Annotated in this window: 22 protein-coding genes; 10 read left to right on the top strand and 12 right to left on the bottom strand. The window is 45.7% G+C overall.

Annotation, left to right across the window (positions count from 1 at the left end; genetic code table 11):
- Positions 1-273: 273 nt before the first annotated feature.
- The 5 genes from A8C56_RS03260 (at position 274) to A8C56_RS03245 (ending at position 4,061) form a co-directional block, all read left to right on the top strand.
- The gene (locus A8C56_RS03260; RefSeq protein WP_067761535.1) at positions 274-930 is read left to right on the top strand and encodes an HD domain-containing protein; all 657 of its coding nucleotides are present in this window, start codon (positions 274-276) and stop codon (positions 928-930) included.
- A gap of 12 nt (positions 931-942) precedes the next feature.
- Positions 943-2,091 (top strand): methionine aminotransferase, encoded by a 1,149-nt coding sequence (locus tag A8C56_RS03255; protein ID WP_067752008.1) that lies wholly within the window; start codon positions 943-945, stop codon positions 2,089-2,091.
- Between the two features lie 221 nt (positions 2,092-2,312).
- Positions 2,313-2,477 carry a hypothetical protein gene (locus A8C56_RS24315; protein WP_157097864.1) on the top strand — a complete coding sequence of 55 codons (165 nt, stop codon included), beginning with the start codon at positions 2,313-2,315 and terminating at the stop codon, positions 2,475-2,477.
- A gap of 60 nt (positions 2,478-2,537) precedes the next feature.
- Positions 2,538-3,314, top strand: a complete 777-nt coding sequence (locus A8C56_RS03250) for an AraC family transcriptional regulator (RefSeq protein ID WP_157097863.1) — start codon at positions 2,538-2,540, stop codon at positions 3,312-3,314.
- Between the two features lie 72 nt (positions 3,315-3,386).
- Positions 3,387-4,061, top strand: coding sequence for an NAD(P)-dependent oxidoreductase (locus tag A8C56_RS03245; RefSeq protein ID WP_067752005.1), 675 nt, complete (start codon positions 3,387-3,389; stop codon positions 4,059-4,061).
- Here the strand turns inward: A8C56_RS03245 and A8C56_RS03240 are convergent.
- Positions 4,038-4,742 (bottom strand): VIT1/CCC1 transporter family protein, encoded by a 705-nt coding sequence (locus A8C56_RS03240; RefSeq protein WP_245645729.1) that lies wholly within the window; start codon positions 4,740-4,742, stop codon positions 4,038-4,040. The genes A8C56_RS03245 and A8C56_RS03240 overlap by 24 nt on opposite strands.
- A 98-nt stretch (positions 4,743-4,840) precedes the next feature.
- Here A8C56_RS03240 and A8C56_RS03235 point away from each other — a divergent pair, with 98 nt between their 5' ends.
- Positions 4,841-5,596 (top strand): FMN-binding negative transcriptional regulator, encoded by a 756-nt coding sequence (locus A8C56_RS03235; protein ID WP_245645727.1) that lies wholly within the window; start codon positions 4,841-4,843, stop codon positions 5,594-5,596.
- Here the strand turns inward: A8C56_RS03235 and A8C56_RS03230 are convergent.
- From A8C56_RS03230 to A8C56_RS03195, 8 genes are all read right to left on the bottom strand, one after another.
- On the bottom strand, positions 5,593-6,780 hold the full coding sequence (locus tag A8C56_RS03230) for an oxygenase MpaB family protein (RefSeq protein WP_067751999.1): 1,188 nt from the start codon (positions 6,778-6,780) through the stop codon (positions 5,593-5,595). The genes A8C56_RS03235 and A8C56_RS03230 overlap by 4 nt on opposite strands.
- A gap of 149 nt (positions 6,781-6,929) precedes the next feature.
- Entirely contained in the window at positions 6,930-10,418 is a 3,489-nt protein-coding gene (locus A8C56_RS03225; protein ID WP_245645725.1) for a hypothetical protein, read from the bottom strand.
- A gap of 167 nt (positions 10,419-10,585) precedes the next feature.
- The gene (gene hpt / locus A8C56_RS03220) at positions 10,586-11,131 is read right to left on the bottom strand and encodes a hypoxanthine phosphoribosyltransferase (RefSeq protein WP_067751995.1); all 546 of its coding nucleotides are present in this window, start codon (positions 11,129-11,131) and stop codon (positions 10,586-10,588) included.
- A gap of 13 nt (positions 11,132-11,144) precedes the next feature.
- The gene (locus A8C56_RS24625) at positions 11,145-12,110 is read right to left on the bottom strand and encodes a glucosaminidase domain-containing protein (protein WP_169818742.1); all 966 of its coding nucleotides are present in this window, start codon (positions 12,108-12,110) and stop codon (positions 11,145-11,147) included.
- Between the two features lie 8 nt (positions 12,111-12,118).
- Positions 12,119-12,757, bottom strand: coding sequence for an O-methyltransferase (locus A8C56_RS03210; protein WP_067751988.1), 639 nt, complete (start codon positions 12,755-12,757; stop codon positions 12,119-12,121).
- Between the two features lie 17 nt (positions 12,758-12,774).
- Positions 12,775-14,253 carry a sodium:solute symporter gene (locus A8C56_RS03205; RefSeq protein WP_067751985.1) on the bottom strand — a complete coding sequence of 493 codons (1,479 nt, stop codon included), beginning with the start codon at positions 14,251-14,253 and terminating at the stop codon, positions 12,775-12,777.
- Positions 14,254-14,446: 193 nt separating this feature from the next.
- Positions 14,447-14,842: a type II toxin-antitoxin system VapC family toxin gene (locus A8C56_RS03200; RefSeq protein WP_067751981.1), complete on the bottom strand. Its 396-nt coding sequence runs from the start codon at positions 14,840-14,842 to the stop codon at positions 14,447-14,449.
- A complete protein-coding gene (locus A8C56_RS03195; RefSeq protein ID WP_067751978.1) occupies positions 14,839-15,072 on the bottom strand; it encodes a type II toxin-antitoxin system Phd/YefM family antitoxin in 234 nt (77 codons plus the stop codon). Before A8C56_RS03195 ends, A8C56_RS03200 begins: the two co-directional genes overlap by 4 nt.
- 159 nt (positions 15,073-15,231) lie before the next feature.
- Between A8C56_RS03195 and A8C56_RS03190 the strand changes: the two genes are divergently transcribed.
- Positions 15,232-15,780: an LOG family protein gene (locus tag A8C56_RS03190; protein ID WP_067751975.1), complete on the top strand. Its 549-nt coding sequence runs from the start codon at positions 15,232-15,234 to the stop codon at positions 15,778-15,780.
- A gap of 58 nt (positions 15,781-15,838) precedes the next feature.
- Here A8C56_RS03190 and A8C56_RS03185 read toward each other — a convergent pair whose 3' ends face one another.
- Complete coding sequence (locus A8C56_RS03185) at positions 15,839-17,137, bottom strand: PQQ-dependent sugar dehydrogenase (RefSeq protein ID WP_067751972.1); 1,299 nt, start codon at positions 17,135-17,137, stop codon at positions 15,839-15,841.
- 542 nt (positions 17,138-17,679) lie between these two features.
- On the opposite strand from A8C56_RS03185, the gene A8C56_RS03175 reads away from it, so the two are divergent.
- Positions 17,680-18,438, top strand: a complete 759-nt coding sequence (locus tag A8C56_RS03175) for a geranylgeranylglyceryl/heptaprenylglyceryl phosphate synthase (protein ID WP_067751966.1) — start codon at positions 17,680-17,682, stop codon at positions 18,436-18,438.
- A 74-nt stretch (positions 18,439-18,512) separates the two neighbouring features.
- On the opposite strand, the gene A8C56_RS03170 is transcribed toward A8C56_RS03175, so the two are convergent.
- Positions 18,513-19,235 carry a LytR/AlgR family response regulator transcription factor gene (locus A8C56_RS03170; RefSeq protein WP_067761529.1) on the bottom strand — a complete coding sequence of 241 codons (723 nt, stop codon included), beginning with the start codon at positions 19,233-19,235 and terminating at the stop codon, positions 18,513-18,515.
- Between the two features lie 22 nt (positions 19,236-19,257).
- A complete protein-coding gene (locus A8C56_RS03165; RefSeq protein WP_067751962.1) occupies positions 19,258-20,322 on the bottom strand; it encodes a sensor histidine kinase in 1,065 nt (354 codons plus the stop codon).
- Positions 20,323-20,498: 176 nt separating this feature from the next.
- Between A8C56_RS03165 and A8C56_RS03160 the strand changes: the two genes are divergently transcribed.
- Together A8C56_RS03160 and A8C56_RS03155 are read left to right on the top strand one after the other, a co-directional pair.
- Positions 20,499-21,533: a hypothetical protein gene (locus tag A8C56_RS03160; RefSeq protein WP_157097862.1), complete on the top strand. Its 1,035-nt coding sequence runs from the start codon at positions 20,499-20,501 to the stop codon at positions 21,531-21,533.
- Positions 21,499-23,844 carry a hypothetical protein gene (locus tag A8C56_RS03155; RefSeq protein WP_067751957.1) on the top strand — a complete coding sequence of 782 codons (2,346 nt, stop codon included), beginning with the start codon at positions 21,499-21,501 and terminating at the stop codon, positions 23,842-23,844. The genes A8C56_RS03160 and A8C56_RS03155 overlap by 35 nt, the downstream gene beginning before the upstream one ends.
- Positions 23,845-23,946 lie beyond the last annotated feature (102 nt).

The following is a 23,946-nucleotide window of genomic DNA, read 5'->3' as shown; positions in this document are numbered from 1 at the left end:
CCGGCTGGTTGCAGTGTGAGCACATAAATCTGTAAGATATTTTGCCACGGATACCCGCCTGATCGGACCGAAACTCCGGTGCAGGCAGGCATGAATGAATAAAAGACTATTCTTTATTTTCAAAATGAACACGAAAAAGCGCCAAATGGCATTTATCCGTGTTCTTTATATAATGAACATTATTAGTGGCCAGTCACAGTGAAAATAAATTGATGCGTTCACCCCCGGCGGCTTTGCCCTGAAATGAATATATTCGTTGAGGAATTGAACACAATGGAACGGGAGCAACAAATCATTAATCATACAGCCACTTTTGTACAACAGCAGTTACAGGATGCCGAGGGCGGGCATGACTGGTTTCATGTTGAGCGCGTTTGGAAAACGGCCAGACATATAGCAGCCCATGAAAAGGCCAACCGGTTGATAGTAGAACTGGGCGCATTGCTCCATGATATTGCCGATGCAAAATTCCATAATGGTGATGAAACAGTGGGCCCGAAACGGGCAAGAGCGTTCCTGGAAAAAGAACAGGTAGATGAGGCGACGATTAGCGCAGTTGAAAATATTATCAGACACATTTCCTTTAAAGGAAGCTATAACGGCTCATCTTACAAAACACCCGAGCTGGATATTGTGCAGGATGCTGACCGGTTAGACGCCATGGGCGCCATTGGCATTGCCAGGGCCTTTAATTACGGAGGGTTTAAGAACCGGAAGCTCTATGACCCGGTAATAAAACCGGTTGCCTACCAAACAGCAGCAGCTTACAAAAAAAATGAAGCCCCTACGCTGAATCATTTTTATGAAAAGCTGTTCCTCCTAAAGGATAAAATGAACACAGCAACCGGAAGGCAGCTGGCTGAAGACCGCCATCGTTATATGGAAGGATTTACAGAACAGTTCCTGGCAGAATGGAATGGTGAACGTTGAAAAAAATCATGCATGACACTTAAAGCAAAACATTCCGCCGCACCCTTGAATATTTTTACAACCATGTCTTCCCTGGCAAAGGAAACGCAGGCCTATAACCTATCCCAGGGGCTGCCGGATTATCCTGTTGCACCGGAGCTGGGCACATTACTACAGGAAGCCGTTGCAAAAGGATACAATCAATATGCCCCCATGCCCGGTCTTATGGAATTACGGCAAAGTATTGCCACTTACTTTAACCGTATTTACCAGTCGGATTACTGCACGGAGCACAATATTACTATTATCCCCGGCGCTACTTATGGTATCTTTACCGCTTTTGCCGCCCTCCTGGAAAAAGGAGATGAAGTCATTTATCTGGAGCCGGCTTTTGACTGCTATGTGCCGGCCATTGAAATAAACGGGGGCATTCCTGTTTGTGTGCGACTGGATGAAAAAAAGAATTTTGAAGTGGATTGGCAACGAATACAAGACGCCATCACTTCAAAAACAAAAGCCATTCTTATTAACACACCGCATAACCCAACCGGAAGGGTATGGCAGCAGGAAGACTGGGATCAGCTTGCCGGCATCATTGGTCAGAAAGACATTTATGTTGTTGCGGACGAAGTGTACAACACCATTCTCTTTGACGGGCACCGGCATATTCCCGGCTATTTGCAGGAAGATTTGCAGGAAAAGATCATCTCTGTTTATTCATTTGGAAAGATGCACCATATTACCGGGTGGAAAATCGGTTTCTGCATTGCCGGTGCTGCCATTACCGCCGCTTTCCGGTCTGTTCACCAATACCTTAGCTTTAGTGTAAACACTCCTGCCCAATATGCACTGGCAGCCTATATCAATTTACCGAAGGCTGACAACGAAGCATCCCTGTTTCTTCAGGAAAAACGGGATCTGCTCCTGAACGGGCTGGCCGGCTCAAAATTCCGATCCCGTTTTACCACACAGGGAAGCTATTTCCAGCTATTTGATTACAGCACACTCAGTCCGCTGCCGGATGTGAAATTTGCCCAATGGCTGACGATCAACCATAAGGTAGCTACTATACCCCTTAGTGCCTTCTACAAAACTCAGCCTCACATTCCTCAGATAAGGCTCAGTTTTGCAAAAAATGATGCCGTTTTAAATGCTGCTGTAAAAATTCTTTCGGATTTATAGAATAATTTATTAACTTTTATTTTAAAAGTTAATCGTTAATTTCAAAAAGAATAAATTGTTGCATTTGAAACACACACAATCATTGAATTGCCTGTTAAAAATTTTAAGCCTCCCGATTATACAGCGGTCAGTCGGCCTATTCCTTTTCGCCAATACTGTCTGTATCAACAGGGAAACGGATTTATTTCAACAGCCAACCTGTTCTATATTATAAAGAATCAATGCCAGCTTCAGCATCTATAAAACCCACGAAACCCTTTACTGCTTTTAATGCACCGGATGCAGGTGCATCCTGGTTACAGCCTGTACAGTTGTATTGTATACATTACAACCGGTATGGAGTGCTTATTTGTACCGGTGTACTGCCGGCCAGGGGACCTGTATAGCACAGCGCCGGCTCAGAGACCCGTACGCTTATTTTTAACTTATTGAAAAGATTTCAGCTTATGAACCCTCAGGTGATTTTACCAGATAAGCAACTGACTGAATATATACAACATTTTCTGGTTTATGAAACAAAGAATAAACAGGCCAGCACTCATATATCGGTTTTCCCCGACGGGCATCCGGGGATCATTTTTTTTAAAGGAGATAACGGCATTTATCAGACCCCTCCTGTGCAACAGCCGACCTGCTTTTATATTTCCGGGCAAAACATGCATCCCACATTTATCAAGATACCGGGGAGGTTTATATGGATCGCTGCAAAGCTCAGGCCCTATGCATTAAAAAACATGTTTGCGATTACCTCTAAAGAAATAGGGCCTTATTGCATGTCTATTGAGCAGGATTTCCCCGCTGTTCTTGCAAAACTCAATGATGCAAAAAACTCAAAAGCCATTATCCGGATATTGCAGCAATTCATTAAAGAATGCACTAATACCAATGGGCACAAAATTCATGAAATTGTAAAAAAATGCACTCAGCTGATCATTAAAAAGCATGGTACTATTTCCATGAAAGAGCTGCGGGAAGCATTCAACCTGTCTGAGCGTACTTTACAGCGCTACTTTCTTGCTGAAATGGGCATTCCTCCCAAACGTTTTGCAAGGATTATTCATTTTCACTATGCTTTTCAAACACTTACAACCGAAGATCAGAAGAGGATTGCTGACATTGCGTATGAAAAAGGCTTTGCAGATCCGGCCCATTTTTCAAGAACCATCAAGCGGTTCACCGGGCAATCGCCCACAGGGTTTCTTTTAAAAAGACGATCACTATAGCTTTTTTTGTCGGTTTTGTTCAAGGGATTCATCAACCTCGTCACTAAGTTTGTAATTCAAACACCCTCAAAAATGAACATTCTGATCTTTGGAGCTTCCGGTTGCATTGGACAGGAAATAACCCAGCTTGCATTGCAGGAAGGGCATTATGTAACCGCTTTTACAAGAAGCGTTGAAAAAATCAATCACCTCAGGCAGAATCATCTCAGCTTTTTTCAGGATGATATCATGAATGCGGATGCAGTCCTGAAAGCCATAAAAAGCAAAGATATTGTCATTAATGTAATCGAGGGCAGTCATCGCCTGCATAAAGTCAGGGTACAGGGCACCCGGCATATCATCAACGCGATGACGGTTGCCGGCGTAAACCGTTTGCTCTGCCATACTTCTTTTATACCGGATAAAGAGCACCCGTTCTCCACGGTCAAACAACTCATTCACAAATTATCCGGCGCCAGAAGAAAAACCAATAAAATGCATCATGAGCTGGAACACATCATCGGGCATAGCTCACTAAACTGGACCATTGTACGTTCGCCGGTAATATCCCGGCAATCTGCAACGGCCGGTAAATTCCCGGCTGTGCCCCCTGAAAGAAAAACCGGGCAAATGACTGCAGCCCGGAAAACAGCACGGTTTATTTTATTCCAGCTTCAGCCCGGTACTCATAATTCTCAAAAGATAATCTCACTACAGGAATCGCCGGCTGCTACCCAGGAAACATCAGATGGCATGTACGCCAAATAAATAGCCTACCAGCGCTGTTGCGGCCATGGCAAGCGTTCCCCAGAAGCAAACCCTGACCACGCTTTTTACAACATTTGATCCGCCGGCGCGGGCAGCCACCATGCCGGCCACCGCCAGAAACAGAATGGCGCAGCCATATTCAAACAATACCATACTTTTTACAGGAGCAAAAAAAGCCACCAATAAGGGCAGCAGCCCCCCGGAAATAAAAGAAGCCCCGGATGCCAATGCTGCCTGAAGCGGTTTTGCCTGGGTTATTTCGTTGATCCCCAGCTCATCTTTTGCGTGGGCCTCCAGGGCATCATGCGCTGTTAATGCTTTTGCTACCTCCAGTGCCAGCGCTGGCTGAAGCCCGCGGCCTTCATAAATTCTGGCAAGCTCACCCAGCTCAATGTCGGGCATGGTTTCCAATTCCTTCTTTTCTCTTTTAAGGTCTGCTGATTCTATATCGGATTGGGAACTTACGGAAACATATTCCCCTGCTGCCATTGAAAAAGCACCGGCAACAATTCCTGCAAGGGCTGCCAGAACGATCGGGCTTCTCAGATCGGTAGCTGCGGCAATCCCTATTACCAAACTGGATGTAGACAGGATGCCATCGTTGGCACCTAAAACCGCTGCCCTTAGCCAGCCGCTCCTGTTTATATAATGCTCTTCTAACTGTGGTTGCTGCTTCATCATTAGGATATTTAAATAACTGATTGTATGGTCATCTAAATTAAGGATAATCCGCTACACGGGAGATCTCCCGCGAAATGCACAGAATTCGCTGATGATTTATGCCCTTTCTCTGCGCTGGTCCGCAAAGTCTGCGTGAAAATACCTGCCTCTCTACGGAAAACTTTTCAGGCGGGAATGCATTGAATGATCGTATTTTTGGATGGTTATCAACGGATACCCGTAAAGAGAACAGAATGTATATACCCGCTTTTAATAAAATGACCGATAAGGAAGAGATCCTTTCTTTTATCAAACGGTTCTCATTTGGAATGGTTGTTACTATGAATGCAGCAGGCAGGCCTGCAGCCACTCATCTGCCCTTTTTAGCAGAAGAAAAGGATAATGGCCTCACGCTCCTGTCTCATTTTGCAAAAGCCAATCCCCAATGGAAAACGATCGGACAGAACGAAAACATCCTCGTAATCTTCAGCGAGCCGCATGCCTATATTTCCCCATCCAACTATGAGAAGGAACTAAACGTTCCTACATGGAATTATATAGCTGTACATCTCTATGGCCGGGGTGAACTGATTACCGGGCAACAGCAGGTAACCGATCTGCTGAATCAGACTATTGAAACTTATGAACCTGCCCAAAAAGCGAAACATGCGGCATTGCCGGAAAATTTCAAAACAAAGATGATGAACGGGATCGTTGCTTTTAAAGTTGACGTAACAGACATCCAGGCCAAGAAAAAACTCAGTCAGAATAAAACAAGGAAGGAGCAGGAGCAGATCATCCACACACTTGCCGGCAGCCGTAACACAATGGAGCAGTTGGTTGCGGCCTATATGCAACAGGAGCTGAAGGATTAATGATATTTGTATTTTAAATAAATATTCAGGGCACTGAGCTGCCGCGCCCCTCCGTCAAGGATCGCTTTTGCACGGAGTTTCCGGTTACTCATTTTTCTTTCCAGTCTTTTAATACGCCATAAGAAAATACGGAAAATTCCTCTGACAAAAGGCTTTGGGATCCGCAGCAGCCGGCAGGAGTAGCGGCCTAAAAAATAATGATTATAGAACAGGTGCATCTGCTGCATTAATTTGCGGGCGAACCATGACCTGGGGAAGCCGGATTCCATTGTTTCTCTCATTAAGGCGTCTGCCAGCGCAACAGAGTCGGCATCACCGGGCGCTTGTGTCATTGTCCAGTAATAAAGCGCCTCAATTGCCTGGTGTTCATTTTCAGGCAACAGCTCCAATGGGATCCCCAGCAGATAGCCTATATACTTCCATAAGTGAAAAAGCCCTGCTACTTCCTCTTCTGAAGGGTTGAAACCCATGCGCCTTAACCCGGTAAGGAATACCAATGAAAAACCTAATTGCGTAGCCAGCATATCCCAGGTATTCAGCGGAATGCCCCATTGTTCAATCTTCCAATCCGTTTTTTTTAAAATACCTGTTCTTGAAAAGGAATGGATGAGCCGGGTACTGATGACATGCCATAATCCCTGACCTTCTTTCCGGAAGGCGCCGGTGCGGGTAATATTGACCCAAAAAACAGTTGTATCTGTAAGCCGCTTTGCAGCCCCCTTCTTTAAGATACCGGTATAAATAAGGGGTTTATTAATCGCCGCTGATTCATATCCTCCCATCAGGCAATAATCTCTTAATACCAGCAGGCCGGGAACACCTGATCGCTGGCTCAATTCAATGCCTTTATCTATTTTCTGATGATCCAGCCAAGGAGGGTCCAGCTCAACCGTTTTGAAAAAAGCATCCAGGATATCCTGGTGCTCCCGGCATATCGGCTGATGGTTCATATAGGCCTTTAAGACTTCATGGGCACGTTGAAAACCGATGGGCTCATACAGTTGTTCTATCACCTTATCTCCCTCCCGGTCAAACTCAAATAAATAGGGTTTGAACGGATCTGCATTGCGGATATCCGGCGTAAATCCCAGCTTTTTTAAAAGCAGCACTCCCGCCCCTTTTTTCCAGTAATGCTCAAAGGAGGTTGTATTGATCTGGTACCGGCGCGGATGGTTCACATTCATTGAAACAGGTATTTGCACAGATTGTTTAAATGCTTACAAAATTATACTTCCACAGCATAAAAAGGTGCAATAACCGCGCTCTCAGGAACACCTGTAAATTCCTGACTGCAGGTCAGGCGAATGCCACCGTTTGAACCACAATAGCCAGGTTAAAATAGCGCTGTCAGCGATGCCTTACCGGTATGCACCGTTTTGGAATTACCGGGCTTGCGCCCGTCATACTGGAAGTTCAGCTCAAGGTTACTGAGCAAGCGTTTCGTAAGCATAATGTTCCACAGGTAATTTTTACCGGGAAGCAATCCATCCAGCATTGTATAGCTAATGGTGGTGGTATTGTCATTGGCCCCGCTATACCCAAGGTTATTGAAGGTAAAACGTGCTGTTATGGAAGCGCTCTGTAAAATATTATACTTGGTCTCTGCGTTAAGCTCATTGGACACGGCTCTTTCACCACCGTAAATGTCTTTGTTCTTTTTGACCTCGTATTTATACCCCCCCGTAACGCGGAAAGTGGTTCCGCTGATATAGCTTACGGATGGAGCGGCGCTGCTTTTATGAATCAGGTAATTCCGGTTATCAAACTGGGCATTGTCTGAGTTCAGCAACTGCAAACCATTACGGGCATCCAGGTTAAAAGTAAAACTGCTGCCAAAGAACTGCCGGTATTTTACAGACCATTCTGTTGTTTTTCTTGTTTCATATCCATAGGTAAGCAAGGATTTACCGATGTTCTGCAAATTACTGATGTCAATGCCCCATACCGTACTCTGACGGTTGAATGAAAGCGTGTTTACCAGAACTGAGCTCATGCTGATGAGGCTGGTGTCATTTAAGTTGTACCGGAAGGGGTTCAGTTCTACCAGCCCTGTAGCCTGGGCCTTACGGGATACCTGCAGGGAGCTTGTTAAATTGAACCGGGCTATTAATTGCTGAAGATGGCTGAGCGCCTTATCATTCCAAAGAAGCTTAGGATTCAGTCCCAGACTGTAATTGAGCGTATTGTAATTAGCCTTTATATATTCATTGGTGGGCGTATTGATGCGGATGAACTTTGCCTGATCCGGAAACGCTGCCAGCTCAAATTCATTCAACTGCTGGATACTGTCGTGGTTCAGGTCGATCCAGGCATATTGTCCTGTTCCTGCCGGCACTTCCATATAGGCATAGGCTCTTTTCTGCTCCTGCCCGGACCCTACTTCATATAATACATTACCGGTCACAAACCCCTTAAGCTCGTTCATGTTATATTCGATCCGGGATAAGATCGAATTCTCTTCCTGCTCATGGCTGATGTTGGTGTTCAGCACTTTTAATTTCCGAAGCGTTGTATTAAAATAAAGCTGCCGGTTCTTATTGGCCAAAAGCGCTGCATTAAAATTCAGGTTATAGCTTTTGTCGCCCTTTCCAAATCCGCTGTTTACGGGATACCGGTCATTCCTGGTATAAAAATTAATTCCATAGCGGTTTTGCCGGGATTCATCGGATTTCAAAAAGAACGTATAGGTATCAAAAGAGTAAGCCGTTGCGTTCAGGGTATCTGTTTGCACATCACGATCCGCATTTTGCTCCAGCGTATACCGGGCGCCAATGCTCCAGTTATCCAGCGCCGGCATTTTTTTGCTGATGTCGATTGTTGGCCTCAGGAAATAGCCTTTGTTCAGAACACCTGTATAATTCGTGATCGTAAAATCATTATTAAAGATCCAGTTGCGCCATTGTGCAAACTGGGTCAATGAATTCTGAAAGCCGTTGTAATGATCGCTCCGGTTGTAATTAGTAAAATTGTAGACCAGTTTGTTGCCTTTATCATCGGCCAAGCCGGCAGAAGCCTTTATGATGTTTTCGTCTGCGGGGTTTGTAACCAGCGGTAAGCCCCAGTCGCGCGTAAACTCCACGCTCCGTAACCGCTCTACCGGCTGAAACCGGGCCTGCACCATTTCATAATCCAGCGAGGAGATCAGCTGCAGTTTGTTTTTTTGCCGCAACTGTGTTGTATTGGAAAGGTTCACTTTTGCGGCAAACCCTTTCTGGCCGCTGCCCGACCGGGAATAGGTGTTTACATCATAATCACTTGCGGCCACTTCCGTTTTCAGCAGCGTACTTTTATTGATGGCATAATCAACGCCCAGGGTAAGGATCTGCTGCTTTTTGGGAGTAACCAGGAGCGCAACAGCTGCATAATTTCCCTGCTTTTTTCCGTCTGCCGGCGGCACATACTGGAATACTTTCCCATTGGCATTGCTGTTATCTGTTATATAATCGCCATTCCCAAAGCCTACCTCTGTAAAAGCCACATTGTATTTTGCAGAATCAGGATTTGTGGAATACCGGTAAAAAGAATCCAGGGCATTGCCGTTCTGCACGTATACTTTTTCATAAAGGATCTTGCCTGCTGCAAAGGTATCCAGTACAGCGGAAGGGTATAATGCATTCTGAATGCTATCGCCTATTTGCGACAGGAACTGCTTTTGCTTATTGTCCAGCACCTGGTTAATGGGAGCGTTCCGGGCATCACTGTTATTATAAAACCCTACCCTTATCTTTACACGGTCCTTAAAGCTCACTTCCTGCATTGCATAAATATTCGTGTTCAGGTAATTCCGGTCGGCATACTCAAACTCTACCTGTATACGGCTGTCTTTTGTGATCATCCTTTTGGGCGTAAAGGTTATTTCAGCAGTATTATAGTCGATCACGTAATCCTGGTCTTCCCCGCGCTGCAGCAGTTCCCCGTCAATGAATACGCGTTCTGTATTGGCCAGCACAATAAAGAATAATTCATTATTGGCCCCCTGCAGCCTGTAAGGCCCCTGGTTGCCTTCCAGCCCCTGGAACACATTGCGGTTAAATTTTCCTTTGGCAATGGAACCGCTTACCAGTGTATTGGATTGAACACTTTTTGAAAGACCAGTAATGGTCTGGAACGACAGCCCCTGAAGGCGCTTATAGAAATTCAGAAAATAGCTCCGGTTTTCCCGCAGGTCAATATCCCCCAGATTCAGCTGCCAGTCCTTTTTTTTAAAGCGGATATAGACCTCATCAAACTGGTTCAGCTGCTGTGTATTTCCCTCCGGCTGAATAGGAATATTATTATCGGTAATAGCCGCCTGCAGCTCAATACTGTCCGCAAGCATTCCGTTCAGTTGCACGTTGAGGTTGGAATTCAGCACCAGGCTTTGATTATTTCCAAACCCTACCTGCCGGCCAAAGCTTCCCTGCGCATTGATGTTCCCAAAATTGATCAATGGCCTTGTTGTACGATCCGGGCCAACAGGCGCGGGTAAAGGCGCAGCAGAGTTCATTACAAGGCTGTCAAAATCCATCCGCTGCACTGGTGCATTCAGCTTCATTGGAAAAACGCGGTAAGTAACCCTTACTTCCTGTGCCGGCGGTTTCTTTTTCCAGTATAAGCGGGCATTTACATAATCCAGCCGGTAAGCCGCTGAATCAATGCCTTCTATTCCAAAGCTTGACGGGATGATGCTGAGTGTATCCAACAGGATCTGCGGGAACTGGGTTGAAATGATTTTTGTACGGAGGTTGGATAAGAGTCTTACAGGAAGCGGTTCCTGCCCCTTTGCCTGGTTTCCCCAATAAAGAATACAGATAAAAAATAGTATGCCCTTTAAAAGACGCAATCTTGCTTTATTTAATTCCGCAAAAATCGGTGTTTTGGCAGAAAGGAATCCTGATCATTAATAAACCGCTCCGGTAATCATTGGTAACCGCAGCAATATGCCTGTGTTCCTTTCTTTAAACCTTCCTGAAACCTTTTTATGACTGCCAGGACCGGCAACAACCCCTGTCAGGATACTTCTTCAGCCAGCTGGTAAATATTTTTATAGTTCCTGCCCAGCCCGTCATAATCCAAACCATAGCCTACCACAAATTTGTTGGGAATTACAAAACCGGTATAATCAATAGGCACTTCATACCGGGTCATTTCCGATTTGTGCAGCAGGGCAACAATTTTCAGGGAACGGGGCTGCTGGTGCTGCAGTTGCGGTAAAAAGTAGTGCAGTGTTTTGCCGGTATCAATAATATCTTCAAGGATGATCACGTCCTTTCCATGAAGATCATCTTCCAGGCCAATGGCAGTGGTCACATTGCCGGTAGACTTGGTGCCTTTATAGGAAACCAGCTTTATAAAGCAGATCTCGCTGTCAATGGTCAGGTACTTGAAAAAATCGGCAGCAAACATAAAGGAGCCGTTCAGGATGGCAATGAAGTACACTTTTTTTCCGGAATAATCCTTATTGACAGCATCTGCCAGCTCTTTGATTCTTTTTTGCAGTACTGCTTCTGTCAAGTAAATAGAGAACCGCTTATCATGTACCTGAATGTCTGTCATGCTATTTGAAGGATTAATTATGCGCTACTGAATTCTTTTCAGCGCTCATATCCTGCAAATATAGTTTAGCACCGATTGCCGGAGAAGCAAATTTTGTAAGGTTATTGTATTTTAATAAGGATTCCAGGCGAATGCCTTCTTCCTGGGCTATATCATGAAGGGTTTCTCCCGCTGCTACCTCATGCAGTGCTTTTTGCCCTTCTGTTCTTTTCAGTTGCAAAAATACCAGGGCATCTTTCCGGGGCGGCTGGTTTTCAGGCAGGTCATTATAAAGGTATAGCCTTGCTACAGGAACATTGTATTGCTGCGCAATAGCTGCATAGTCCGTACCTTTTCTTGCAAAGATCACTTTTGTCTGATTGATCATAAAATCCCCGCTGGGGTACAGCTTAGCCGGCTGAGGGGGCGTTAGTTCCTCTTTTTCAGCCGCCATTAATGCTTTCATATCTTCCGGCATTTCTTTTTTGCCCAGCGCAATGAGCGTATACTCTTCAAGGTTATACCGTTCAATTAACCCGATGATCAGCTGCGGGTATTGGGGATTGGTGGCATAGCCGGCCTGTTTCAGCCCGTAGGCCCAGGCTTTATAATCAGTAGGATCCAGCCTGAAAAGAAACGCATACCGATCGCGGTTCTTCAGGAAATCAGAATGATCCCTGAAGGAGGATTCCGGGTGCTCATATTTTACAAACCGCTCCCGGGGCCGGTCATCGTCATATAACACATAAGGGCCGGTATAGCCTGTTTTACACTTAATGCCAAAGTGGTTATTGGACCGTTTGCACAATTCCCCGTCACCGGCGCTGGATTCCAGGATAGCCTGCGCCAGTTTTATGGCAGCGGGCACGCCGGTCCGCTGCATCTCTTCAACAGCAATTATCCGGTACTGGTTAATATAAGCAACTATCTTATCTGATTGCTGAGCGGAAGCCGTAATCGTTATAAAAAGGATTAGGGCCAAAAAAGATCTGCGCATCATCAAAAAAATTACAGTTTTCGCATTAAATAAAGTCCGTCGCGGATGGTTAACACCAGCTTGTCAATATCATTTCTCCGGTTGATAAAATCGTTAAATGCCTGAATGGCTCTGGCACTTTTTCCCCTGGGGTTTTCATCAAAAATCTGGCCGTGGAAAAAAATGTTATCGGCTAAGATAAAGCCATTTTTCCGAATCTGCCCAATAATTGTTTCAAAATAGGAAATATAGCCCGGCTTATCCGCATCAATAAAGACCAGGTCCCAGGTTTCATTAAGGGTGGGAAGTAGCTCCGCTGCATTGCCCACATGCAGCCGGATCTTATTTTTTAAAGGCGACCTGCTGAAGAAATTCCGGGCGATTTCTGCCGTTTCTTCCCTTAATTCAAGGGTATGCAGCAACCCGTCTTCTGTAAGCCCTTCTGCCAGGCTCAGTGCGCTGTAACCGGTAAAAGTGCCTATTTCCAGTATGCGGCGCGGGCGCAGCATATGGCTGATCATTTCCAGCAGCTTGCCCTGTACCGGACCGCTGAGCATATGCGCTTCCTGGTGATTTTTTTGGGTAAAATCATCCACTTCCTGCCGCAGTGGGTCTACTTTTGTGGTATACCTGGCTGCAAACTGTTCTAATTCAACGGGTAATAGCTCCATTTGCCGGTTCTGCTGTTTTAGTGTACGGAATCCTGCTCCAGTTGGGAAAGGTCTGCAACAGGCTTCGAAATTATCAGTAATCCTATAAACGTTAAAGCTGCATTAATTAGTATCAGCTCCAGCCCGATTTTAAAATCTCCAAAAAGAGCCGCCTGGTAATAATCAATAAGGAAGCAGATTACCGGCGCTATAAAACAAACAATGGGCACCAGGCGATCATCCGGGCGCCGTTTGGTAAAAATACCAAAGGCAAACAAACCTAACAAAGGTCCGTATGTATAACCGGCCAGCTTCAGAATAATGCCGATCATGCTGTTGTCATTGATCCAGTAAAAGACCATTACCAGTATTAAAAAGGATAAAGCAACCAGTAAATGCACTTTCTGGCGGAATTTCTTCTTTTCCGGCTCGGCCATATCGGTGCGGCGTTGCAGGCCGGCAATGTCTATGCAGAAGGAAGAGGTCAGCGCCGTCATGGCCCCATCGGCGCTTGGAAACAGTGCCGAGATCAGCGCCACAATAAAAATGATGGAAATATAAGCCGGCATATGATGGATCGCTACATCCGGGAACAGCGCATCCCCCCGGGCAGTTAAGTTTTCCTGCCCTGCATACAAATGCAGCAGGCCTCCCAAATAAAGGAACAGGCCAATAACCACCACCATAATAAACGCCAGTGAAACCATATTCTTCCGGGAGTCTTTCAGGTTGGTTACGGAAATGCTTTTCTGCATCATTTCCTGGTCAATACCCGTCATGCTTAAGGTAATGAACATACCGGCAAGGATCTGTTTTATAAAATAGCCGCTGGAGCTCACATCTGTATTAAAAATCCTTGAAAGCCCTTTTTCACGCATCGCATCCAGACTTTCCCCCACCCCCATATGCATGTGCTGCAACAGATAAACGGTACAAATAACCAGGCCCAGCAGCATACAGGTGGTTTGCAGGGTGTCTGTCCATACAATGGTCTTTACACCGCCTTCAAAGGTATACAGGATGATCATTACCAGGATGATGAGCGTGGAAACCCAGAACGGAACACCAAAGCTATCCAGTATGGTGATCTGCAGAATATGCACCACCAGGTACAATCTTGCCGTGGCGCCTACCAGGCGGGAGATGATGAAGAACCATGCCCCCGTTTTATAAGACAGGTTGCCCATACGGGTTTTCAGATAACCGTAAATGGAGGTTAACTGAAGCCGGTAATAAAGGGGCAGCAGTACATAAGCGATCAGCAGATACCCGATCATATAGCCCAGCACCACCTGCATATAGCCAAAAGCATCTTTACCAACCGCACCGGGCACGCTTACAAAAGTAACGCCACTGAGCGAGGTGCCGATCATTCCAAAAGCCACCAGCATCCAGTTACTGTTCCTGTTCCCGATAAAGAACGACTCATTATTGCTGTTCTTACCGGTTTTCCATGCAACAGTAAGCAGCAATAAGAAATAAAAAATAATGATGGCAAACAAAATACCTGCGTTCATAAATGATGCTTGTGTTAAACTAAAATTTTATTTTTTGAAACATGGTAGTACCCTGTCACATATAAGCTAACGTAGTTTTTCCGTCCAGCCAGCCCCGATTGCTCCTATCGGAACTGACTACGAAACGGCTCCGTCAGATTCAGCCTGACAGTTCTTATAGAAATTGTGTTGTTGACGAAACAGTAGGTATAAGTCATAAAACACTCAGCCCTGCATTAGCGTATTTTTTTACTGCTTTATCAGAGCTTATTAAAATATAATTGTTGCTGATCGCCTGCCATATCAGCATGCGGTCAAACGGATCTTTGTGATGATCTCCTGCCAGCTGATGATAGCTGCTGCTAACAGCCGCAGCTAATGGAATACATTCAAAACCCATTTGCTCACAAAGTAAGGGAGTATCTTGTGGCTGAAACCCGTTCAGGGTTAATTTTCCCAACCTGGACTTCAGCGCTATTTCCCAGAAACTGACGGCGCTTACCAGAATTGTATTTTCAGGATCTGTCAGTACCATTTTAACCCGTGCGGGTATCTTTTTTGTTTCGGCAATTGCCCAAAGTACGTAATGAGTATCCAGCAAATACGTCATAAGCCTATAAATTCAGCTTCAGACAGCTTTGCATTCCTCGCAAATGTAACCCTGGCTTTTCCTTCCAGGATCCCGATCTTTCTTTTTTGTTGTGATTGGGTCCTGGGTACCAGTTTGGCAACAATTTCCTTTTTCTTACCGTACGCAATGCCAATTTCTTTTCCGGCCATTACTTTTTTCAGCACTTCTGAAAAATGCGTTTTAAAATCTCCGACGCTCATAGTTTCCATTCTGATTATTTTTCAGTAAAAATACCTTTTTCTTGTCAAGTTGTCAAATAAAATAACCATCTCAGCAACTCCCCCCTGTATGATGCTTGTGTTAAATGCCAAATTACTTTTTGAAGATAGGAAAATTTGATTTCCTTTTGCAACAAAAGTTATTTAAAGATGCCAATAAAAGCATTAGCGGTTTTTTGCGGGTCAAAAGAAGGAAGGGATCCGTTATTTACAGAACATACCCGGCAACTGGGTGTCATCATGAGCCGGCACAACATCCAGCTGGTGTATGGTGGCGGAAATGTAGGCCAGATGGGGGTTATAGCAGATGCGGTGCTGGGCGGCGGCGGCGAAGCAACCGGGGTGATTCCGCAACTGCTGGTAGACAGGGAACGCTCACACAAAGGATTGACGCAACTGGAAATTGTTCCGGATATGCACACGCGCAAAAAAAGGATGTATGAGCTGTGCGACGCCGCGGTGATCTTACCTGGTGGTTATGGAACACTGGACGAGTTTTTTGAAATGATCACCTGGAATAATTTAGCGATCCATGATAAGATGATCTTTGTTTTAAACACGAATGGCTTTTATACGCATTTATTAATGCACATCCAAAAAATGTACGAGGCCGGTTTTTTATATGAAGATCCTTCCCTGAAGATCAAAGTGCTGAATGAGCCAGAGGATATTCTTTGCTTCTCAGCGCTTGTTCAATAACGGCCGCCGCACACCCTTATAAGGCGCAATGCTTTGTCTTGATCTGTAATAAAATTGCTTATCGTGCGCTGACCCTCCAGATGATGCCGCTGACATCATCTGTTACCAGTAAGGAACCATCCGGCAGTTGCAGGGGCATTACGGGGCGCCCGTAAACATTCCGGCTTTCCTTATCCACAACAAACCCGGTTAAAAAGTCTTCCGGAGGCCCTGCCGGTTGTCCGTTCTTAAAGGGAACAAAGGCCACCCTGTAACCGGAAAATTCAGACCGGTTCCAGGAGCCGTGCTGGCCTACAAAGGCACCTCCCCGGTATTTTGCGGGAAATTGGCTGCCGGTATAAAACAGCAAGCCTAATGAGGCTGTATGCGCACCCATCGGCACATCCGGTATTAAAACTTTATTTTTCAGATCCGGCCGCTGGCCTGCCAGGCGCGGATCTTCATGCTGGCCAAAATAATACCAGGGCCAGCCATAGAAACCTCCGGGTTTTACACTGGTGATATAGTCGGGCACCAGGTCATCGCCCAGGTTGTCCCTTTCATTTACGGCGGTCCATAACGTATGCGTGCCCGGCGCCCAGGCCAGCCCAACAGGGTTGCGGAGCCCGGCTCCGTAAATGCGCTCTCCTGTTCCATCGGGGTTTAACTCCAGGATATTTGCCCTTCTTTTTTCATTGCCGATCCCATGCTCTGCCGCATTGCTTCCGGAACCCACAGAAACATACAGTTTGTTCTTTACAGGGTCTAGAATCAGGTTGCGCGTCCAGTGATTGTTATACCCGCCTGCCGGCAGGTCAATGATCTTTTTTCCTTCTCCCCTGATGACCGTGTCTCCCCTCTTATAGGGATATACCCAAACGCCATCTGTATTGGCCACAAAAAACCGGTTGCCGCGGATCAGCATTCCGAAAGGCTGGTTCAGCCCCGAAAGAAAAAGCGTTCTGGTTTCTGCAACGCCATCCTTATCTGCATCCCGCAAAAGCAGGATCTCATTCACACTTTTACCCGGCACCTCAGATCCGGCCTTCCCCGATCGTTCATTTTGCTGCACTTCTTTTTTTGTTCGCTGGGAATTGGAAAGCGCTACCAGCACATCTCCGTCGGGTGTAAGAATGATGTTCCGGGGGCTCTTCATACCCTCTGCAAAACGGTTCACCTTAAACCCTTCCGGCGCTACCGGGGTTTTGTCTCCGGGCCAGCCGATCACTTTACTGAACTTCGTTTTAGATGCAGCCTGATTGGGAGCCGGCAGCGCAACACTGCCTATTTTTGTTTTGACAACACTTTCTTCAGCGGACTGCGCATACAGGCAATTTGAGAGGAAAAGACCGGCCAGGGTGTATATCATTAATTTCATTTGGAAGTATTTTTATTGTTGATACAATCGGATCAGACGGAGATCCCAGACAGCCGAACGCTTGGGTAGCATGCCGGAGGGCACTGCTGCTTTTGCAGAAGCCGGTTGTATGGAATAAACTATTCCCGCTTTGTTTTATAGCTTTACCTTTTATTATAAGGATGCGGGGCGGCAACAGTATTTTTGTTGTGAAATTACTTAAAAACAGCCTTATTTACTTCAAAAAAACGTATTTTATAAAGGATGGTTTATGTATCTGCAATGAAGGTTCTTCTTGGTACTTGTCTGTGCATCAGAGGCATTAAACCCGGTATCCGGCTCCTACCGCTCAGGAGTTTGTTTTTGTGGAGACACGAAACAGGACGGCACTATTGCAAGGCCCTTTATTCGTACATTCGTAGCGTTAAAAATCGCTATTATCAGTACCACGATTTATATGCCGGCAAAGCCATTCACCCGGAGCTCCTTTCCTGCATATTTGGTCAAGTTAGGGTTTTTTCAAAAAACTTTTGCATTTTTGCAGGAAACCTTCCCTAATCCTGATGAAGCTAAAAATTTATAATGGCTTAGTTGAAAAGAAAAAGAATGCCCAAAAGTCATTTGCGGTACTGATTGATCCTGATTCTGTTTTGCCTTCTTCATTGAACAGCCTGGTGGATCTGGCTGAAAAAGCAAAGGCAGATTATTTTTTTGTTGGGGGAAGCCTTGTGCTGTCTACCCACCTGGATGAGGTCATTCAGCAGATAAAAGCGATAACAGACATCCCGGTGGTGCTGTTTCCCGGCAGCCCGTCCCAGGTTAGCAGGTACGCGGATGCGCTTTTATATTTATCCCTCATCTCCGGCAGGAACCCGGAACTGCTGATCGGTCAGCATGTTGTTTCTGCTCCCTTTGTGAAAAAAAGCGGGTTGGAAGTGATCCCTACCGGTTATATTGTTGTTGACGGTGGAGCCCCCACTACTGTTTCCTATATCAGCAATGCGGCACCGGTGCCTGCCGATAAGAATGATATTGCCCTTTGCACGGCCATGGCCGGTGAAATGCTGGGTATGAAACTGATTTATATGGATGCCGGCAGCGGGGCAAAAAACCCCATTACAGAGTCTATGATCAGCGCTGTTGCCGAGAACGTGGAAGTGCCGGTCATTGTTGGTGGAGGAATTACAGATCCGGAAAAGGCCTATTTAAACTGTAAGGCGGGCGCGGATGTGATCGTTGTTGGCAACGCTATTGAAAAAGATAGTTCTCTTATTACAGAGCTTAGCAATGCGGTGCATTCTTCCAGGGCAGCGAAGGTTTAGCGAAGCGAATAGGGAATGACGGGTAGCTGGCAGGAAGCCCTACTTACTATTTGATTACTTCCTGCTGACTGCTTCTAAAAGCTCATCATTTCTTTGAACTTTACGGCCTGCCTCCGGCTGACCTCAATTTTTTCCCCATCCTTTAATTCGATCAGCAAGCCATTATTGAAATAAGGCTCGATTTTTTCGATCATGCGCAGGTTCACAATATGTTTGCGGTTGGCCCGGAAAAAGGATTTCGGGTCGAGGCGTTCTTCTAAGGCGTTCAGCGATTTTAAGATCAGCGGTTTATTATTACCGAAAAATACTTTGGCATAATTGCCCACGCTTTCAAAAAGCCGTATATCGCTTAATTTCACAAACCAGCAACGATCGCCGTCCTTTACAAACACGTGACTGTCTTCCGTAAGCAGGCCCTGGTTCACAAAAGAAGTGCTTTCCTCTTCCTGTTCCGGTATGTTCAGTTTTTTAATTGCATCTTCCAGCCGTTTATTGTCTACCGGTTTTAGCAGGTAATCCAGTGCACTTACTTCAAATGCTTTTAACGCATACTCATCATAGGCGGTGGTAAAGATCACCAAAGGGGTATATTCCAGCTCCTGCAACATTTCAAAACCAGACTTTCCGGGCATCTGAATGTCCAGGAAGATCAGGTCCGGCTGCTGGCTGTTGATCTTCCGTATGCCCTCCTCGGCATTACTGGCCTCATCCACCACTTCTATTTCAGGAAATTCCTGTAACAATTTCTTTAACTCTGTACGGGCCAGCCTTTCATCATCAATTACAATAGTGCGCATGATCTTCATGTTTTTATTGGGGTTAAGCAGGTAATTCTATTTTTGCTTCAACCATTTCAGGCGTTAGCTGCCTTATTTCAAATCCGCTGCGGCCGGGATACAGCAGCTTTAAACGGTCGCGGATGCTGTTCAGCCCAAAGCCTGTATGCCCGTTATTATTTGTTAATCTGCCTGTATTCCGGACGCAAAGCTCTATCAGGTTGTTTTTTAACGATGCTCCAATAGAAACCACGCCGCCTTTTACCTCCCGGCCAATGCCATGCTTGATGGCATTTTCTACCAGTGTCTGCAACATCATGGGCGGGATCTGCTTGTCCAGAATCGTATGGTCAATATCAAACCTTACCGCCAGCCGGTCCTCAAAACGCACCTGTTCCAGCGCAAGATAATCTTCCACAATATCCAGCTCATTTTTCAGCATTACGGTTTCTGTTCTGTGCATGGTAATGCTGCTGCGTAAAATATTGCTCAGTTCCGTTATTGCCTCGCGGGCCCGTTCGGGGTTTTCATCTACCAGCGCGCGGATACTGTTCAGGGCATTGAATATAAAATGCGGGTTAATATTGGATTTGATCGTTTTCAATTCCAGCTCCCTTACTACTGCCTTTAGTTGCAGTGTGTCAATCTGCTGCTGCTGGTAATCTCTTTCATAATGATAAATGAGGTAAACCGCATTCCATAAGAACATATAGATACACCAGGAAATCGTGCTGTTAAAGGACATCAGCCACACGCCTCTTTTTTTCAGCAATTCTATTTCCCTTGACGTAAATAAAGAAAAATAGTCAAACAGCTGATGCTCCACCAGGCCGCAAAGCAGCGCCGTAATAAAAGACAGCAGCATAAAATTGACTACCTGTATGCCAATATTGTGGTTCAGCAAATTAAGCTTCCGGATAAAGATGCGCATAACATGCGTCATTATTATTCCAATAGAAACAAAGCTAAGGGCACGTGCAAAAAACAGGGAGCGCTCCGCTGTATCATCCAGCTTTCCATAAAACCAGGCAAAAAAAAGGTGCATCAGGAAGAATCCTCCCCAGCCCAGCAACTGGAACCACCAATAGCTTTTTTTGCCTCTAAACATGCAACAAATCTAACCAATTCTGATACAGCAAAACACAAAAATCAGTAAGTGGCAAAAAACGTTTATAAAAGGAAAGGAAGAGATCCGGACCGGGCTCTATGATAGTGGTGGCCTGCAACAGAAGCCTTTGAGAACTGCTTACAAATGAATTATTTTTGTGCCAACAGAAAAATGGAATGCGCAGACCTGTTGTAACCGTTTATTTTTTACTCTTGTTTTTGGTTGCCTGTAAAAGCGCCATCCGGCGTCCAAAGGAGCCGTGGCGGTGCCTTTACTATTGGAAAACCATTTTTGCCCCTTCCGCTTCAGAAAAACAAAAAGCCGACAGCCTGGGCGTTCATACGCTTTACATAAAGCTCTTTGATGTGGTATGGAATCCGGCAAACGGGTTGCCTGAGCCTGCTGCCAAATTACTGGTGAGGGATTCTGCATGGTTGCAGACCAAAAGCACCATCCCCGTGGTATTCATCACCAATGAGAGCCTGCAGCATCTTGACAGTGCACAAACAGACCAGCTGGCCGGGAATATTTACGGGCTTGTTAATAAGATCGCCGGCCAGCATCATTTCGCAGCTTATCAGGAGTTGCAGATCGACTGCGACTGGACAAAAAGCACAAAGGCCACTTATTTCCGCCTTTTGCAAAAGATAAAAGCATTACATCCCGATAAGATCCTTTCCGCTACCATACGCCTGCACCAGGTAAAATACCGGCAATCGGCCGGTGTGCCGCCGGTTGATAAAGGATTGCTGATGTGCTATAACATGGGCGATCTGCAGGCACCCGATGTGACCAACTCGATCATCGACCTCCCCGTTTTCCGGCAATACATTGATCACCTGGCGCAGTATCCGCTCCATTTGGATGCAGGCCTGCCCCTGTTTTCATGGATGGTCATCTTTTCCGGCAACCGTTTTAACGGGCTGATCAGAAACCCGCCGGAAACCCCGGACCAACTGGCGGCCTTTAAAAAGGAAGGAGTTGGCTACCGTGTGCTGAAGGACACCCTTATTGATGGCAGGCTCCTGCAACAGGGCCGGTTTGTACGACTGGAAACCAGCAATTATAAAACAGTGGAAGCCGCAGGCCGGCTGCTGGCTGACAGGATCCGTTCTGCAAAGCTAAACGTGGCACTGTATCATTTAGATTCAATAACTTTAAAGAAATATTCCCTGCATGAACTGGAAAACATCTATAATAGCCTGCATTAGTATCCTGCTTGCGTTGGTGCCCAAAAACATTTTCAGCTGCGCTGATGTAGATGATTCTTATGATTCCTTTGCCGCCTTCTTTGATAAATATGCCGCTGAAACGCCCGTTTATAAACCCTTTTACTATTCCGACATCCAGTTTTTAAGAGACGATGAAGAACAACCCGCCACAGCCGCGGCCCTTGTAAAAGAGTGGGTGGATTTTACCGGCAACAAAGTTTCCCGCAAAGACGCCCACCAGTTTGTAATGCAGCTGCCCCGGAAAGATCTTGCGAACATTTATTATTACCTCGAGGAGCATCAGCCATTGAACATTCCGGATTCCGTAAAGAACAATAGCATGACCCGGTTCTTTATGGACACCAAAGACCTGGAAGCACTGGGATACCTGATGTATGCCAAACAGGTAGAGCCCTATGTAACCCGGGAATATAACAGCTGGGATGAAACACCCAGGGACAGCTTAAAAATGAATGGCCTGCTGAAAAACGGGCTGCAATTATACAGGGCTGCAAAATCGCCGCTTTTTCAGCTGAAGTACGCGTACCAGGTGGTACGGCTGGCGCATTACAACCACCAGTACCAGGACGCCGTTCAATATTATGATGAGCTGATCAGCCCCAACAAAACACCCGGCATCCTGCAATTACTGAGCCTTGGGTTAAAAGCCGGCGCTCTTTACCGTTTAGGGCGCAAGCCGGAAGCTGCCTATATTTTTTCCGGGCTCTTTGCAGCTTCCGACATCAAAAAGATCTCCAATTTTAACAGCTTTTCCTGGTCGCTGCAGGATGATTCAGGCTTCAGGAGCAATTACCTGCCGCTTTGTAAAAACAACACGGAACGGGCCAACATGCTGGCGTTATACAGCCTTAACGATTATTCCATTGATATTGCCACCCTGGCAGAAATTCATCAACTGAACCCTGGCTCAGCAATGATGCCTGCCCTGGTGGTAAAACAGATCAACAGTATTGAGTCTGCCTATTTGCCCGGCTTCCGCATATCAAAAAACACGGGAGATCTTTACCAGGATATTGATACCATTTCCGCAAACAGGAAAGCGGAGCTGAAATCTTTTGTTTCCCTGCTGGAAACAATGAACAACGATAAAAAAGATCAACAGAAAGGGTTGTATGCCATTGGGGCCGCTTATATAAGCCTGCTGCTAAAAGACTATGCGCAGGCCAACCGGTTGCTGGCAGCAGCTAAAAAAATGAACCTTTCCAGGCGGTTACAGGATCAATGGATGCTTACCAGCCTGCTGGTAACCATCAATGAAAGCCCGCAAATAAACGCCCAGCCGGAGCAAAAGATCCTCCCTTCCCTGCAATGGCTGTATGCAAAAGCAAACGCTGCCAAAGACGCAACACAGCCCGGGGAGAAGGATTACCAATGGTCACAATTCTTTAAAAATGTAATGACCAATGTAATAGCACGCCGCTATGCAGCACAGCAGGATCTGAACAGGGAAGTGCTGGCCTATGGCAGCACTGATTCCATCAGCTGGCAATATCCCAACGGCATTAATTACGTCAGGGATTCCTTTGATCTTACAGAAGCCGGATCGCTTTACCGGTTTCTTTCTAAAAAAGATTTCACGCCCTACGAGAAGTTTCTCTTAAAGATCACTTCTGTAAAAAAGAGCGCTGTTGCAGACTACATTGGCACCGTTCATTTACGGAACTATGATTACAACAAAGCCATCGAATGGTTTTCAAAAGAAAAGCAGGCAACTATATTAAAAGACCCGTTTAAGGAATTGCTTTTTGACCGGGAGGAGCGCCTGGAAGATGACCGGGTTACTACTACCAAGCTGGCCTATGCAAAAGAAATGCAGGCCCTGCTTTCCAAGCCTGCCGACCCCGAAGCTTTATACAAACTGGCACTGGGCTATTATAATATTACCTATTATGGTTATGCCTGGGAGCTGGCCACTTTTTTCAGAAGCGGTTCAGATGGCTATTATGTCCCGGCAAACGCATCTCCTTTTGAGAAAGACTATTACGGATGCTATAAAGCAGAAGCTTATTTTAAAAAAGCGCTGAATGCCGCTTCAGATCCGGAGTTCAGGGCAAAATGCCTGTTCATGATAGCACGATGCAGCCAAAAGCAGGTGCACAAGCCACAGTATGAAGATTTCGGGGATAATTATGATTATAAGAACTATCAAAAAACAATGAATGCCTATTATGCGCAATTTAAGGCCAATAGCTATTTTCCACAATATGTTAAAGACTATTCAAACACCCGTTTTTATAAAGAAACCCTTACCAGGTGCTCTTATCTTAAAGATTTTCTGACGGGCCGGTGATCTGCAAAAGAGCAATCGGTTGCGCAAAAAGCCACGGAACTCTTGCTGCTTTTTTTTAGATTTATCCTGAATATTTATTATTTTTTTTGCCAGGAGGAACTC

It is taken from the genome of Niabella ginsenosidivorans, from assembly GCF_001654455.1.
In the GTDB taxonomy this organism is placed as follows: domain Bacteria; phylum Bacteroidota; class Bacteroidia; order Chitinophagales; family Chitinophagaceae; genus Niabella; species Niabella ginsenosidivorans.
Note: the sequence above shows the minus strand (reverse complement) of the source record. Positions and strands in the feature narration are given on the sequence as shown.